Genomic DNA, 14,618 nt, shown 5'->3' on the forward strand with positions numbered 1-14,618 from the left:
CCCGCTCAGCCCTCGGCGCCCTCGCGCAGGGCGCCGAGCACCTGCGGAATGATCCGGTAGACGTCGCCGCAGCCGAGCGTGATGACGTAGTCGCCCGGGCGCGCAACGCTCGCCGTGTAGGCGGCGGCCTCTTGCCAGTCGGCGACGAAGCGCACCCGCGACGGATCGTCGAAGGCGCCGCTGACCAGTTCGCCCGTCACCCCGGGGATCGGGTCCTCCCGGGCGCCGTACACGTCGAGCACGACGGTGTGGTCGGCCAGCTCCTCGAGCACCTTCGCGAACTCTCCGGCCATGAGCTGCGTGCGGGAATAGGTGTGCGGCTGGTGGAGCGCGATGATCCGGCCCTCGCCCACGACCGTGCGCGCGGCCGAGAGCGCGGCGGCGACCTCGGTGGGGTGATGCGCGTAGTCGTCGTAGACGCTCACCCCGCGTTCCGCCCCGTGCAGCTCGAAGCGGCGCACGGTGCCGCCGAAGGTCTCGACGGCCCGCAGCGCCGGTTCGAGGTCATAGCCCAGCTGCAGCAGCACGGCGACCGCGCCGGCGGCGTTGATGGCATTGTGACGGCCGGGCACCTGCAGCCGGCCCTCCACCCGCTCGCCCGCGTGCTCGAGCGCGAAGGCGACGGGGCCTTCGGTGCGGATGTCGACCACGCGCACATCGGCCCGGTGCGAGACGCCGAAGGTCATCACCTTCGGGTGTGACAGGCGCTCCCAGACCCGCCGGGCCCCGGCGTCGTCCGCAGAGATCACGACCGCCTCGCGCGCGGCGTCGGCGAAGCGCACGAAGGCGTCGTCGAATGCCTCGTGCGAGCCGTAGTGGTCGAGGTGATCGGCATCGACGTTCGTGATGAGCGCGATCGACGTGTCGTAGAGCAGGAAGGTGCCGTCCGACTCGTCGGCCTCGATGACGAACAGGTCGTCGGCGCCCGTGCCGCTCGAGGCGCCCCGGTCCTGGATGACCCCGCCGTTGACGAAGCTCGGGTCGGCTCCCAGCCGCCCCAGACCGGTGACGATCATGCCGGTCGACGTCGTCTTGCCGTGTGCTCCGGCCACGGAGACGAGACGGCGCCCCTCGATGAGGTACTTCAGCGCCTGCGAGCGGTGCAGCAGGGTGAGCCCCCGCTCCTTCGCCGCGAGGTACTCCGGGTTCTCGGGCCAGATCGCACCGGTGTACACGACGGTGTCGACGTCGCCGAGGTTGGCGGCATCGTGACCGATGTGGACCGTGGCGCCGAGGTCGGCCAGGTCACGGGTGTTCTGGCTCTCGGCGCGGTCAGATCCCGACACGGGGATGCCCGCGGCGAGGAACATGCGGGCGAGCCCGGAGATGCCGGATCCGCCGATGCCGATGAAGTGCACGGCGCGGATCTGGCCCGGGATGGGCACGGAGAGGTCGGGCTTGATCATGACTCTTCGAGTCTAGGTACGCGCGCCGACACTCGCGCCCGGCACGCCCGAACAGGAGGCGGACTCCCACCCGTCGGCCCCACGCCGCCGGGAGGTCAGCGCCCGAGCGCGCGGTCGAGCATCGCGATGACGTTCTCGGTGCCCTCGCGCGTGCCCGACCCCTCTGCGGCAGTGCGCATGGCGTCCAGTCGGGCGCCATCACGCAGCAGCGGCACGAGCTCGGCGCGCAGACGTTCCGGCGTGAGCTGCGCGTCGTCGATGAGGATCGCCGCCCCCGCGGACACCGCCCCGGCGGCGTTGAGCCGCTGCTCACCGTTGCCCACCGCGTACGGCACGTACACGGCGGGGATGCCGAGGGCGCTGATCTCGCTCACGGTCGAGGCGCCGGCGCGCGAGAGTACGAGATCCGCCGCCGCGAAGGCCAGCTCCATGCGGTCCACGTAGCGCACGACGACATAGCCGTCGCCCCCCGCGCCGACCTCGTCGGCCCGCTCCCCCGCCGCATGCAGGATCTGCCAGCCCGCGTCCACGACGTCTCGCCACGCCCCCGCCATCGCGTCGTTGATCCGCTTCGCCCCGAGCGATCCTCCGAACACGAGCAGTACCGGGCGGTCGGCGTCCAGCCCGAAGAACTCCCTCGCCTCCGCGCGGCGCGCCGCGCGATCGAGGTGGGCGATCTCGGGACGCAGCGGCATGCCCACCACCTCCGCCCCGCGCAGGGGCGTGCCCGTGAAGGCCACGCCCACGCCGGCAGCCCCGCGCGCGCCCAGCACGTTGGCGAGGCCGGGGCGCGCGTTGGCCTCGTGCACGACGAAGGGCACCCGCTCCCGTCGCGCCGCCACGTACGCGGGCGCCGAGGCGTAGCCGCCGACCCCGAGCACCACGTCGACGCCGTGCCGGCGGATGTGGCGGCGCACCTGCGAGATGGCGCGCGCGAAGCGCACCGGGAAGCGCAGCGCCGCGCCGTTCGGGCGACGCGGGAAGGGCACCCTGTCGACGACCAGCAGCTCGTAGCCGCGCTCCGGCACGAGTCGCGCCTCGAGCCCCTCTCGCGTGCCGAGAACGAGCACCTCGTCCTCGGACGAGCGCGCCCGCAGGCCGTCGGCGATCGCGAGCATCGGGTTGACGTGACCGGCGGTGCCGCCGCCGGCGAGCAGATAGGTCGTCACCGTTCCATCCTCGCAGAGCCGCGCGGCCTCCCCGCCGCGCCTCCACCGCTCAGCGGCGCCGCGAGCGCGGGGCCGGTGCGGTGGCCATCGTCTCGGACACCGGCGGCAGCGTGCGCGCCAGCGCCAGCAGCACCCCGGAGGCGAGCAGGACCGAGATCAGCGACGTGCCGCCCGAGGACAGGAACGGCAGCGGCACGCCGAGCACGGGGAACACCCGCAGCACGACGCCGATGTTGATGAGCGCCTGACCGACGATCCAGACGGTGATGGCGCCCGCGACCACGCGGACGAAGGGGTCGTCGGTGCGCCGGATGATGCGGAACGCGCCGTAGGCGAACAGCGCGAACAGCGCGAGGACGACGGCGCAGCCGATGAGGCCCAGCTCCTCGCCCACGATCGCGAAGATGTAGTCGTTCGAGGCCGCGGGGAGCCACTCGTACTTCTGCTTCGAGTTGCCCAGCCCCACGCCGAACACCCCGCCCTCCGCGAGGGCCCAGATGCCGTGCAGCGGCTGGTAGCAGGAGTCGTAGTAGTCGGCGCACTCCGTGTCGAGGAAGCTCATGATGCGCGCCATGCGGTTGGGGCTCGTGACCGCCAGCGCGATCACGCCGACGATGCCGGCGAGCACGGGGAGGATGAAGATGCGCAGCCTCACCCCCGAGAAGAACAGCGCGCCGAGGACGAGCAGCACGAGGATCATGGCCGTCCCGAGGTCCTCGCCCGCCAGGACCGTGCCGATGGCGAGCAGCGACACCGGCACGAGCGGGATGAACACGTGCTTCCAGTTCGCCAGCAGCGTGCGCTTGCGGTACAGGATGAACCCGACCCACAGCGCCAGCGCCAGCTTGAGGAACTCCGACGGCTGCAGCGTGGCCCCGCCCACCTCGATCCAGTTCCGGTTACCGCCGGATTCGTAGCCGAGCGGTGTGAAGACGAGAAGCTGCAGGAGCACGGCGCCGATGAGCGCGTACCAGGAGATCCGCTTCAAAAAGGACACCGGGAAGCGGCTGACGACGAACATGATGGGGATGCCGACCACGGCGAACACGGCGTGCCGGATCGCGGCGTCGTACGGGCTGCCGCCGGCCGTGATCGACGTCGCCGAGGTGGCGGAGAGGACCATGACGGCGCCGAAGCCCGTGAGGATGAGCGCGGTCGACGAGATGACGAGGAACTCGACCGGCGCCGCGGCGAAGGCCTCGCCGAGGGACACTCGCGCCAGGAGGCCGCGGCGCGCACCGGTCGCGGGGCGCTCAGTCCGTGCCGGAGGACGCGTCGTCGTGCTCATCGCGCGTCCCCCTCTCGATCCGGGCCCGGACGGCCTGTGCGAATCTCTCCCCGCGGTCGTCGTAGCCGCGGAACTGGTCGAATGAGGCGGCGGCCGGTGCCAGAAGCACCACGTCTCCGTCCCGCGCGACCTGCGCCGCCAGTTCGACGGCCCTGGTCATGACATCCTCAGTCTCGGTGTGATCCACCTCGAACAGCGGCACCGCGGGCGCGTGTCGCCGGAACGCCGCCACGACGTCCGATCGCTCCGTGCCGATCACGATCGCGGCCTTGCTCGCGGGGCCGCGGGCCGCGACGAGGTCGCCGATGTCGACGCCCTTCAGCTGCCCGCCCACGATCCAGATGGCGCCGGGGAAGGCCGCGAGCGACGACGCCGTGGCGTGCGGATTGGTGGCCTTCGAGTCGTCGACCCACGTGACCCCTCCGGCCCGCGCGACGATCTCGATGCGGTGCGGGTCGAGCCGGAACGCGCGCAGCGCGTCGCGGATCGCGACCGGCTCGACGCCGAGCGAGCGCGCGAGCGCGGCCGCGGCGAGGATGTTGGCCACCACGTGCGGCGCGGACAGATCGCGCTCCGCCAGCTCCGCCACCGTCGTGAGCTCGAGCGCGGAGGTGCGACGGTCATCGAGGAAGGCACGGTCGACGACGATCCCGTCGACCACGCCCAGATCGCTCGGACCGGGCACGCCGAGGTCGAACCCGATCGCGCGGGCCCCCTCGACGACGTCGGCCTCCTCCACCATGCGACGGGTCGCCTCGTCCGCCTTGTTGTAGACGCACGCCACGCGGGTGTTGCGGTACACGACCGCCTTCGCGTCGCGGTACGCCTCGAACGACCCGTGCCATTGCAGATGGTCGTCGGCGAGGTTGAGGCACACGCTGGCGTGGGGCACCGGCTGCCCCTCGATCGCGCTCAGCCCGAGGTACCAGAGCTGGTGGCTCGAGAGCTCCACGACGAGCACGTCGAAGCCGGCGGGATCGCGCACGGCGTCGAGGATCGGCACGCCGATGTTGCCGCAGGGCGCGGCGCGCAGCCCGCCCTCCTTCATCATGGTCGCGGCGAGCCGGGTCGTCGTCGTCTTGCCGTTCGTGCCCGTGACGAGCACCCACGCGGCCGGGGTGCCGTCGGGCCGGACGACCTTGTCGCGCACGCGCCACGCGAGCTCGATGTCGCCCCACAGCGCGACCCCGCTCTCGCGCGCCCATCGGATCACGGCGTGGCTGGGCGGGAAACCGGGCGAGGCGATCACGAGCTCCGGGTCGAAGGCGGCCAGCTCGGCGGGCACCGGGTCGAGCGGCCCGAGGTGCAGTCGCGCACCGATCACGGGCACGAGGCGCGCGTACTCCTCCTCGGCCTTCTCGCTGACGACGAGCACGTCGGCACCGAGCTCCGCGAGCGTGTCGGCAACCGAGAATCCCGTGGCGGCCAGGCCCAGCACGGCCACGCGCAGACCGGACCAGTCGGCGCGCCAGCTCGTCAGCGTCGCGAGACGTTCTGCGGCGTTCACAGGAGGCTCAGCCATTCGACGTACATGAGGCCCACGCCGATGACGGCGAGGATGCCTCCGATGATCCAGAACCGCACCACGATGGTGACCTCGGGCCACCCGCGCAGCTCGAAGTGGTGGTGCAGCGGGCTCATGAGGAACAGCCGCTTGCCCCGGGTGGCCTTGAAGTAGAGGCGCTGCAGGACCACGGAGCCCGGGCCGAGCATGAAGCCGCCGGCGATGAGCACGCCCAGCAGCTCGGTGTGAGTGAGCACCGCCATGCCCATCACGGCACCGCCGATCGAGAGCGATCCCACGTCACCCATGAACACCTGGGCCTTCGGCGCGTTCCACCAGAGGTAGCCGACCAGTCCGGCCACGACCGCCGCGGCGATGATCGCGAGGTCGAGCGGGTCGCGAACCGAGTAGCAGGCCGACTGGTCGACGGCGGCCAGGCCCTCGCCGGTGCAGGCCTGGTTGAACTGCCAGTAGGCGATGAGGCTGTACGCGCCCATGACGAAGATGCCGATCCCCGCCGCGAGGCCGTCGAGGCCGTCGGTGATGTTCACCGCGTTCGAGAAGCCGACGCCCAGCAGCGCCAGCCATGCCAGGTAGAGCAGCCACCCGAGCACGGGGGCGACGAGCGCGAACGACAGCCAGGGCAGCTCGCGGAAGAACGAGACGCCGAACCCGCCGGGCGTCTGCCCCCAGTCGTCGGGGAAGGCCTGAGCGGCGACGGCGAACGGGATGATCACGAGGATCTGACCGACGATCTTCTGCCAGCCGCCCAGGCCGCCGAAGTGCTGCTTGCGCACCTTCAGCCAGTCGTCGACGAAGCCGACCGCACCGAAGCCGAGCATGAGCCATATCACGAGCCAGCCCGAGGGCGTGGGCGGGTTGCCGCCGAAGTAGCAGCCGACGAGATACCCGACGATGGTGCCCGCGATGAAGATGACGCCGCCCATCGTGGGCGTGCCGCGCTTGGCGCCGTGACTGGGGTTGCGCGGATCGTCCGGGGTGCGGATCACCTGCGCCCAGCCCCACCGCCGGAAGTAGCGGAGGAAGACCGGGGTGAGGAAGAGCGTGAACGCGAACGAGATCGCGGCCGCCGTCAGGAGTGATCTCACGCGAACGATTCTCCCAGACGATCGCCCAGGAACCTCAGGCCCGCCGCGTTCGACGACTTGACGAGCACCCGGTCGCCGTCACGCAGCTCCGCCATCAGGTACTCGTATGCCTCGTCCGACGTCTCGAAGTACACCGCTTCGCCGTCCCACGAGCCCTCGGCGATGACGGACAGGTAGAGCCCGCGCGCCTCACGGCCCACCACGACGATGCGCGGGATGCGCAGCCGCACGGCCAGGAGCGCGACCTTGGCGTGCTCGGCCGCGTCGTACTCCCCCAGCTCGCTCATCGCGCCCAGCACGGCCACCATGCGCTCCTCGGGGCCGGTGATCTGCGCCAGCGTGCGCAGCGCGGCGTGATAGGAGTCGGGGCTGGCGTTGTACGCGTCGTTGATGATGCGCACCCGCTCGTTGCCGAGCACCTGCATGCGCCAGCGCTCGGCGAGCTCGAGCTCCTCCAGCCGGGCGACGCAGTCCTCGGGTGCGACGCCCAGTGCCGTCGCGGCGGCGATGGCGGCGAGGGCGTTGACCATGTGGTGGGCCCCGAGCACCCGCAGGCGCAGCGGGAGGACGCGCCCGGCGACGGCGACCTCGCTCGTCGTGCCCGCGGCGCTCACCGTCACATCGCTCGCACGCACCTCGGCGCTCTCGTCCGTGCCGAACCAGCGCACGCTCACCCCGCGCTCGGCGGCGATGGGGGCCATGCTCGACACGCGCGGGTCGTCGGCGTTCAGCACCGCGAGGCCTCCGGGGCGCACGGCGCGCACGAGCTCGGACTTGGCCTTCACCGTCTCCTCGATGCCGCCGAACCCGCCGGCGTGGGCCATGCCCACCATGAGCACCACGCCGACATCGGGGGTGACGAGGCCGGCGAGCCGGGCGATCTGGCCCGGGGCGTCGGCCCCGAACTCGCTGACGAGGTACCGGGTGTCGTGCGTGACGCGCAGCATCGTCAGCGGGGCGCCGACGGCGTTGTTGAACGATGCGACCGGCGCGACCGTCTCCCCCTCGGGGCGCAGGATCGCGGCGAGCATGTTCTTCGTCGTCGTCTTGCCGTTGGAACCGGTGATGCCGACGATCTGCAGCGCACCCGCCGCCCGTACGCGCGCCACGACCTCGCGCGCGAGGTCGGCGAGGGCACCCACCGCGTCGGCGACGACGATCTGCGACACCGGCTCGTCGACGGGGCGCTCCACGATGGCGAGCGCCGCGCCGTTCTCGACCGCCTTGCCGACGAACAGGTGACCGTCGGTCGCCTCGCCGGGTTTGGCGACGAACACGCCGCCGGCGCGGATGGCGCGCGAGTCGGTCTCGACGTCGCCGGAGACGACCGTCTCCGGCGTGTCTGTTCCATGCGGCTGCAGGTCACCGCGCACGGCGGCGGCGACCTCTGCCAGGGTCAGGGCGATCATGTGGACCTCCGCGCGAGCGCGCGCATCAATACTTCTGGAAGAGGTGGGGTTCCCCGGTCGACGGCATCACCCGGTAGTGCTTCAGCACCTGCGTCATGGCCTTCTGCATGGCCGGGGCCGTGGCCGCAGACGACCTTACCTGAGTGGGCTCGTCGAGGGTGACCATGACGACGTACTCGGGGTTCTCGGCGGGGGCGAAGCCCACGATGCTCGTGAAGTAGACGCCGTCCTTGTAGCCGCCGCCCTCGGCCGGCTTCTGCGCCGTTCCCGTCTTCGCCGCGATGCGGTAGCCGGGCACCTTGATCTGCTCGGCGAGGCTGCCCTGCGCGGCCACGTTCTCGATCATGAGCGCGGTGTCGGCGGCGGCCTGCTCGCTGATCACCTGGTGCGCCTCGGGAAGCTCCGGCTCGATCACGGTGCCGTCGGCCTTGGTGCAGGACTCGACGAGACTCAGCGGCTGCTGCAGTCCACGGTTCGCGATCGCCTGGTAGGCGCTCGCGACCTGCGGCACGGTCGTCGTGAAGCCCTGGCCGAAGTTCGTGGCGTAGTACGTCTGGTTGTCCCAGCTTTCGGCCGGGTGCAGCACGCCCGGCTCCTCGCCCTGGAACCCGATGGCCGTGGGCTGCCCGACGCCGAACTTCTCGAGATAGTCGTGCCGCACCTGCGCCGGCAGCCGCTCGCCGAACTTCGACAGCGCCACGTTCGACGAGTCGATCAGGGCGCCCGCGAGCGTGTAGTTGTACGTCTCGTGCGAGAACGGGTCGCCGACGGTGGCGCCGTTCGGGAACGTCTCGCGCCCCGCCGCGGGCACCGTGGACGTCGGCGTGGCTGCGCCCTGATCCAGGAGCATCGCGGCCGTGATCGGCTTGAAGGTCGAGCCCGGTTCGAACGTCGTCATGAAGATCCGGGAGCCGCGATCGGCCGGGTCGGACGCGAGCACGTCGTTCGGGTCGAGGGCCGGGTACTCGGCGGCGGCGCGGATCTTGCCCGTTGCCACCTCCACGACCGTGACGGTGCCGCTCTTGGCCCCCATCCGCTGGGATTCCTCCGCGATCATCTCCGTGAGGTACCACTGCAGGTCCGCGTCGATGGTCAGCTGGAGGGTGCCGCCGTCCTCCGCCGGCTCGACCGTCTCGGTGCCCGGGATGCGCACGCCGTCCGGGCTCTGCTGGTAGGTCTCCTTGCCGTCCGAGCCCTGCAGGCACGCGTCTCCGAGCAGCTCGTAGCCTGCCAGCGCCTCCCCGTCGTTGCTCGTGAACCCGAGCAGGTTGCCGGCGACGGCACCGTTCGGATAGACGCGAGACGGCTGCGGCGCGAAGGTGATGAACGGCAGCCCGAGCTCGACGAGGGCGCGGTACTGGGCCGTGCTGATGCCGCGCTTGACGTACGCGAACCGCGACCCGGGGTTGTCCGCGAGCGCGTCGGAGACGATCTTCTCGATCTCCTCCGGCTGCTGGCCGGTGATCGGGGCGATCTGGCCGGCATAGTCCGCGAAGGGAACGATCTCCTTCGAGGTGCCGTCATCCGAGAGCCGCTCCATGCTCGTCGCGAGGAGCGGATCGATCTGCGCGTCGTACAGCTGCGTGCTGCTGGCGAGCACGGTGCCGTCGGCGTCGACGATGCTGCCGCGATTGCCGTACAGCGCCCGCTCCCCCGCCAGGCCCATCGCCTCCGCATCCCCGACATGGTCGTCCGCGTTCACGACCTGGATGTCGACGAGGCGCACGAGGAAGGCCGCCAGCACCGCGACGACCGCGAACAGGGCGATGACCGTGCGCTGCCGCGGCGTGCGATCCGACCTCGAGATCATGATGCGGCTCCTGTCATGTCACCGGGTGGTGGGGCTCGGCAGCCCCTCGGTCAGCGGCGGGATCTCGGGCGCGGCCGGCGGCGTCTCCGCCTCGCGCGCCGGGCTCTCGTCCGTCGCGCCCGCCGGGTGCTCCTCCGCGGGCACGGCGCCCTGCAGGGAGCGGCCCGGGTCGGTCACGAGCGGCGTGTCGCCGAGCAGCGCGTTGCCGATCTGCGGGTCCTGGGCCGACACGGAGGACGAGCCCTCCGCGGCGGCGCCCGAACCGATGATGGCGGCGTCGCTCAGGCGCAGATACGTGGGCGGCCCGCCCACCACCATGCCGAGCGAGGCGGCGTTCGCGGCCAGGTACTGCGGCGAGCTGAGACCCGCGACGGCGTCGCCCAGGGCCTGCGCCTCGAGCGAGAGCTCGCGCTGCTGCTGGGTCAGCTCGGCGACGCGGTAGCTGTCCTGGGTCGTCAGCACCGACAGCGCCATCTGTGCCACGGCGATCGCCACGGCGCCGCCGACCGCGAGCACGGCGTAGGCCATGCGCGGGCGCCGCCGCGGCAACGTCGATTCGACCGGGCGCAGCCGCCGGGCGGGCGCCTCCTCGTGCCGCTGCGGCCGTGGCGCCGTCCGTGACGGCAGGGCGGGGAACTGCTCGGCCAGGCTCATGAGGGCTCCCTCAGCTTCTCGAGCGCGCGCAGGCGCACGGGCTTGGCGCGCGGATTGCGCTCGGCTTCGTCCTCGCCGGCCTGCTCCGCGCCGCGCACGAGCGACCGGAAGCGCGGCGCGTGCTCCGGGAGCTCGACCGGCAGGCCTCGCGGCGCTCGGGAGGCCGTCGCGTCGGCGAACAGCCGCTTCACGAACCGGTCCTCCAGCGACTGGTACGACAGCACGACGATCCGCCCGCCCACCGCAAGCGCGTCGAGGGCCGCCGGGATCGCGCGCTCGAGCGCGGCCAGTTCGCCGTTCACCTCGATGCGCAGCGCCTGGAAGACGCGCTTGGCCGGGTGGCCGGCGTTCTTGACGGCGGCGGGCGTGGCGGCCTGCAGGATGTCGACGAGGCGCCCGGAGCGCACGATGGGCGACTCGGCGCGCGCCTGGACGATCGCCCGCGCGTACCGGCCGGCGAGCCGCTCCTCGCCGTAGCGCTCGAAGATGCGTCGCAGGTCGCCCTCGCCGTACGTCGCCAGCACGTCGGCGGCGGTGGGGCCGGAGGTGGGATCCATGCGCATGTCGAGCGGCGCGTCCTGCGCGTACGCGAAGCCCCGCTCGGCCTCGTCCAGCTGCAGGGACGACACGCCCAGGTCGAACAGGATCGCATCGGCCCGCGCGACGCCGGCGCCGTCGAGGGCGGAGCGGATGCCGTCGTACACCGTGTGCACGAGCGTGATGCGATCGGCGAAGGGGGCGAGCCGCTCCCCCGCGATGCGCAGCGCGTCGGGGTCGCGGTCGAGCCCGACCAGGCGCGCGTCGGGGAACCGCTCGAGGAAGGCCTCGGCGTGCCCGCCCATGCCGAGCGTGCCGTCGACGTAGACGGCGCCCGGGCGGCCGAGCGCGGGGCCGAGCAGCTCGACGCAGCGCTCGAGCAGGACGGGTGTGTGGATGTCGCGGGGGTTCATGGTGTCGGGGCCGATCCCCCTGGCTCTGATCCCCATCCGCTCGACCTGACGCCGGGGAAGTGGCGTCAGGGCTCGTCGGGTGGGGGTCACAGCCAGGGGCGTCAGAAGAGGCCCGGGATCACCTCCTGCTCCATCTCCGAGTAGTTCTCCTCGTTCGCGGAGAGGTAGTCGTTCCAGGCCTTCGCGTCCCAGATCTCCGCGTGCGCGCCCACACCGGTCACGACGAGCTCCTTCTCGAGACCGGCGTACTGGCGGAGGTGCTGCGGCACGGTGATGCGGTTCTGGCCGTCGGGCGTCTCGGCGCTGGCACCGGAGAGGAACATGCGCAGGAAGTCGCGCGCCTGCTTGTTGCTCAGCGGCGCCTGCCGGATCCGCTCATGCACCTGCTCGAACTCCGCCGTGCTGAACACGTAGAGACAGCGCTCCTGGCCGCGCGTGACGACGACGCCGCCCGCGAGCTCCTCACGGAACTTCGCGGGGAGGATGACGCGGCCCTTGTCGTCGAGCTTGGGGGTGTGCGTGCCCAGCAACATCGGCCTTCACCCCCTCATCGTCCGGCCAACCCGAGGTGCGCCCCACTTTACTCCACTTTCCCCCACCCGCAAGAGCCAAAGCCATCCTCGCACGACAAACAAGACGCCGCCTTCCGCGAGATCTCGCGGTAAGGCGGCGGTGGAGGACGGTGGAGGGCGTCGGCCCTATCGGGCGCCGGAAACGACGAAAGCCCCGGCCGTCATGGCCGGGGCTTTCGTCACGGGGAGGGAAGTGGGGGCTCAGCCGCCCTGCTGGCGGCGATCCCACCGCTCGTTCAGGCGATCCATGAACGAACCGCCGCCACCGTTCGAGGGGCGGCGACGCGCGGAGCCGGGAGCCGCGACGGACGGGGCGCCCGACGGGCTGATCGCGAGGACGACGCCCACGAGCATCGCGACGAATCCGACGACACCGAGGATCACGCCCCAGACCGTGTTGGACTGCCAGAGCGCGACGCCGGCGATGACGCCGCCGAGTCCGGCGAGGGCGATGATGGCGCCGATGACGAGATTGCGGTAGCTGAGAGCACGTCCGGCATTCGAGGCGCTGACGACGTCGGCGTCGTTCTGCATGAGATGGCGTTCCATCTCGTCGAGCAGACGCTGCTCCTGTTCGGAGAGAGGCATCCGGTCCCCCTTGTGCTTCGCTCGCCCCAGTCTATCGCCGGGTCCTCTCACTAGGCTAGGCCCCGTGCACCCTGCCGACGACCTCATCGCGGACATCTCCCAGCGTTTGGATAGCTTCGTCGCAGACCGCCGATCCGAGGCGTCCGAGCACGGCGACGAGGCCCTGCTCATGGTCGAGCACGCGGCGGCCGCCTTGGCCGGCGGCAAGCGTCTGCGCGCGCGCTTCTGCGCGGCCGGATGGCGCGCCGTCTCGGACCGCGACGACAGCCGCGCGGCGTCCGGGGCGCTGCTGCCCGCGGCCTGTGCCCTGGAGATCTTCCAGGCGGCTGCTCTCGTGCACGACGACCTCGTCGACAACGCGGACACGCGCCGCGGCCGCCCCTCGGCCCACCGCGCCCTCGAGGCGGCCCACCGCCGGGCCGGCTGGGCGGGCGACGCCGAGGCGTTCGGGCGCTCCGGGGCGCTGCTCGTGGGCGACCTGCTCGTCGCCTGGAGCGACGATCTCATGGAAGAGGCCCTCTCCCTCTCCCCCGCGACGGCCGCGGCCACGCGCTCCGAGTACGCGCTCATGCGCCGCGAGGTGACGATGGGGCAGTTCCTCGACCTCGCCGAGGAGTCGGCGTGGCGGACCGTGCCCGACGAGGAACACGCCGCCCGCGCGCTGCGCGTCGCCTCGCTCAAGTCCGCCCGCTACAGCGTGGAGCAGCCGCTCGTGATCGGTGCGGCGCTCGCCGGCGGCGAGCCCGACCAGCGCGCGGCGCTCGGCGACTTCGGTCGCCGGCTCGGCATGGCGTTCCAGCTGCGCGACGACGTGCTCGGCGTCTTCGGCGATGCGGCGGAGACCGGCAAGCCGGCCGGGGACGACCTGCGCGAGGGCAAGCGCACCGTGCTCATCGCGTGGGCGCGCGAGAGCGTGCCCGCCCCGGTGCGTCGGGTGTTCGACGAACTCCTCGGCGACCCGACGCTCGACGACGGGCAGATCTCCCTGCTCGCCGACGCCATCCGTCGCTCCGGCGCGCTGGACAGGACGGAGGAGGCGATCGCCTCGTACGCACGAGACGCGGACCGCGCGTTGCGCGGGGCGCGGCTCGGCGATGCCGCCGTCACCTCGCTGCGCGAGCTCGCCCGAGCAGCCACGCAGCGCACGTCCTGACCGGCGGCCGGCCTGCGGCGCGATCGCGCCCGCAGGTCTCGCACGCCAGCCCGGAGTGCGGATCAGGCGAGCGCCTGCGCCACCCGGCGCACCTCGGCCTTGCGCCCGGCCAGCAGCGATTCGATGGGCGCGGCCCCCAGCGACTCCTCGGGGGTGAGCAGCCAGTCGATGGCCTCGTCCTCCGAAAAGCCCACGTCCTGCAGCAGGATCGCCGTGCCGCGCAGCGACGACAGCGGGCGCCCGCCGACGATGAACACCGAGGGCACCTTGAGGACGCCGTCGCGCCGCGACGCGATCAGTGCCCGCTCGTCCAGCAGGCGTCGCACGCGGCTGACGGTCTCGCCGATGGCCTCGGCCACGTCGGGCAGGGGCAGCCACTCGGTCGGATACGTGCCAGGAGTCTCATCCACCACGGCGCCATTCTCCCACCCCGCCCGGACTGCGGCGCCTCGGCCCGTGGCGCCCGCCCGCAGTAACAGGAGTCACACGAGTAACAAGCGCCCCTCCGGATACCACCAGTTGACACCGATATACATGTCTGACACGGTGTGTCTGGAGATCGCGAGGGGGTCAGTGATGCGCGGAACACGACGCAACCCGACGGATGGCGCGCGAGCGCAGCGCACGATGCGGGCGACGGCGCCGGTCGCGATCGTCGGCTCGCTCGCCGGGGCGATGTACGCCACGCCGGCTCAGGCCGCGGAGCAGCACGTCGTCGAAGAGGGCGACACGATCACGCGGATCGCCATCCGCAACGGCCTGCGCACGATCGATGTGCTCGTGTGGAACGGTCTGCGCACCACGAGCACGATTCAGCCAGGGCAGGTGCTTCGGCTCACTCCCCCGTCGACCGCGCCTGTGGCGGTTCCCGCACCGACCGATCCCACCGTGCACACCGTCGCCGCCGGCGAGACCATCTGGTCCATCGCCCAGCAGCACGGCATGAGCGTTCAGGCACTCCTGGCTGCGAACGGCCTGAAGGCGTCGGCCGTGATCTACCCCGGCC

General features: G+C 72.0%; 14 protein-coding genes. 2 read left to right on the forward strand and 12 right to left on the reverse strand.

Going from position 1 to position 14,618, the window contains the following annotated elements; all coding sequences use genetic code 11:
- Nucleotides 1-5: 5 nt before the first annotated feature.
- The 11 genes from murC to N8N77_RS13260 form a co-directional block, all read right to left on the reverse strand.
- Complete coding sequence (gene murC / locus N8N77_RS13210) at nt 6-1,406, reverse strand: UDP-N-acetylmuramate--L-alanine ligase (RefSeq protein WP_261167338.1); 1,401 nt, start codon at nt 1,404-1,406, stop codon at nt 6-8.
- Nucleotides 1,407-1,501: 95 nt separating this feature from the next.
- Nucleotides 1,502-2,575: a glycosyltransferase gene (locus N8N77_RS13215; RefSeq protein ID WP_261167339.1), complete on the reverse strand. Its 1,074-nt coding sequence runs from the start codon at nt 2,573-2,575 to the stop codon at nt 1,502-1,504.
- Between the two features lie 49 nt (nt 2,576-2,624).
- Entirely contained in the window at nt 2,625-3,863 is a 1,239-nt protein-coding gene (ftsW, locus tag N8N77_RS13220; protein WP_261167340.1) for a putative lipid II flippase FtsW, read from the reverse strand.
- Nucleotides 3,829-5,385 (reverse strand): UDP-N-acetylmuramoyl-L-alanine--D-glutamate ligase, encoded by a 1,557-nt coding sequence (gene murD / locus N8N77_RS13225; RefSeq protein ID WP_261167341.1) that lies wholly within the window; start codon nt 5,383-5,385, stop codon nt 3,829-3,831. The genes ftsW and murD overlap by 35 nt, the downstream gene beginning before the upstream one ends.
- On the reverse strand, nt 5,367-6,476 hold the full coding sequence (mraY, locus tag N8N77_RS13230) for a phospho-N-acetylmuramoyl-pentapeptide-transferase (RefSeq protein WP_261167342.1): 1,110 nt from the start codon (nt 6,474-6,476) through the stop codon (nt 5,367-5,369). Before mraY ends, murD begins: the two co-directional genes overlap by 19 nt.
- A complete protein-coding gene (gene murF, locus N8N77_RS13235; RefSeq protein WP_261167343.1) occupies nt 6,473-7,885 on the reverse strand; it encodes a UDP-N-acetylmuramoyl-tripeptide--D-alanyl-D-alanine ligase in 1,413 nt (470 codons plus the stop codon). Before murF ends, mraY begins: the two co-directional genes overlap by 4 nt.
- 25 nt (nt 7,886-7,910) lie before the next feature.
- Nucleotides 7,911-9,695 (reverse strand): penicillin-binding protein 2, encoded by a 1,785-nt coding sequence (locus N8N77_RS13240; protein WP_261167344.1) that lies wholly within the window; start codon nt 9,693-9,695, stop codon nt 7,911-7,913.
- A gap of 18 nt (nt 9,696-9,713) precedes the next feature.
- A complete protein-coding gene (locus N8N77_RS13245; RefSeq protein ID WP_261167345.1) occupies nt 9,714-10,349 on the reverse strand; it encodes a hypothetical protein in 636 nt (211 codons plus the stop codon).
- Nucleotides 10,346-11,299, reverse strand: coding sequence for a 16S rRNA (cytosine(1402)-N(4))-methyltransferase RsmH (rsmH, locus tag N8N77_RS13250; RefSeq protein WP_261167356.1), 954 nt, complete (start codon nt 11,297-11,299; stop codon nt 10,346-10,348). The genes N8N77_RS13245 and rsmH overlap by 4 nt, the downstream gene beginning before the upstream one ends.
- A 101-nt stretch (nt 11,300-11,400) precedes the next feature.
- Nucleotides 11,401-11,832, reverse strand: coding sequence for a division/cell wall cluster transcriptional repressor MraZ (mraZ, locus tag N8N77_RS13255; RefSeq protein WP_261167346.1), 432 nt, complete (start codon nt 11,830-11,832; stop codon nt 11,401-11,403).
- A 240-nt stretch (nt 11,833-12,072) separates the two neighbouring features.
- A complete protein-coding gene (locus N8N77_RS13260; RefSeq protein WP_261167347.1) occupies nt 12,073-12,459 on the reverse strand; it encodes a DUF3040 domain-containing protein in 387 nt (128 codons plus the stop codon).
- Nucleotides 12,460-12,523: 64 nt separating this feature from the next.
- Here N8N77_RS13260 and N8N77_RS13265 point away from each other — a divergent pair, with 64 nt between their 5' ends.
- Nucleotides 12,524-13,612: a polyprenyl synthetase family protein gene (locus N8N77_RS13265; RefSeq protein WP_261167348.1), complete on the forward strand. Its 1,089-nt coding sequence runs from the start codon at nt 12,524-12,526 to the stop codon at nt 13,610-13,612.
- A gap of 62 nt (nt 13,613-13,674) precedes the next feature.
- On the opposite strand, the gene N8N77_RS13270 is transcribed toward N8N77_RS13265, so the two are convergent.
- The gene (locus tag N8N77_RS13270; RefSeq protein WP_261167357.1) at nt 13,675-14,022 is read right to left on the reverse strand and encodes an Rv2175c family DNA-binding protein; all 348 of its coding nucleotides are present in this window, start codon (nt 14,020-14,022) and stop codon (nt 13,675-13,677) included.
- Nucleotides 14,023-14,188: 166 nt separating this feature from the next.
- Here N8N77_RS13270 and N8N77_RS13275 point away from each other — a divergent pair.
- Nucleotides 14,189-14,618 (forward strand): LysM domain-containing protein (locus tag N8N77_RS13275; protein ID WP_261167349.1); only part of this gene is annotated, 430 nt, incomplete at its 3' end.

The organism is Microbacterium sp. Marseille-Q6965, assembly GCF_946151065.1.
Taxonomy (GTDB): Bacteria; Actinomycetota; Actinomycetes; order Actinomycetales; family Microbacteriaceae; genus Microbacterium.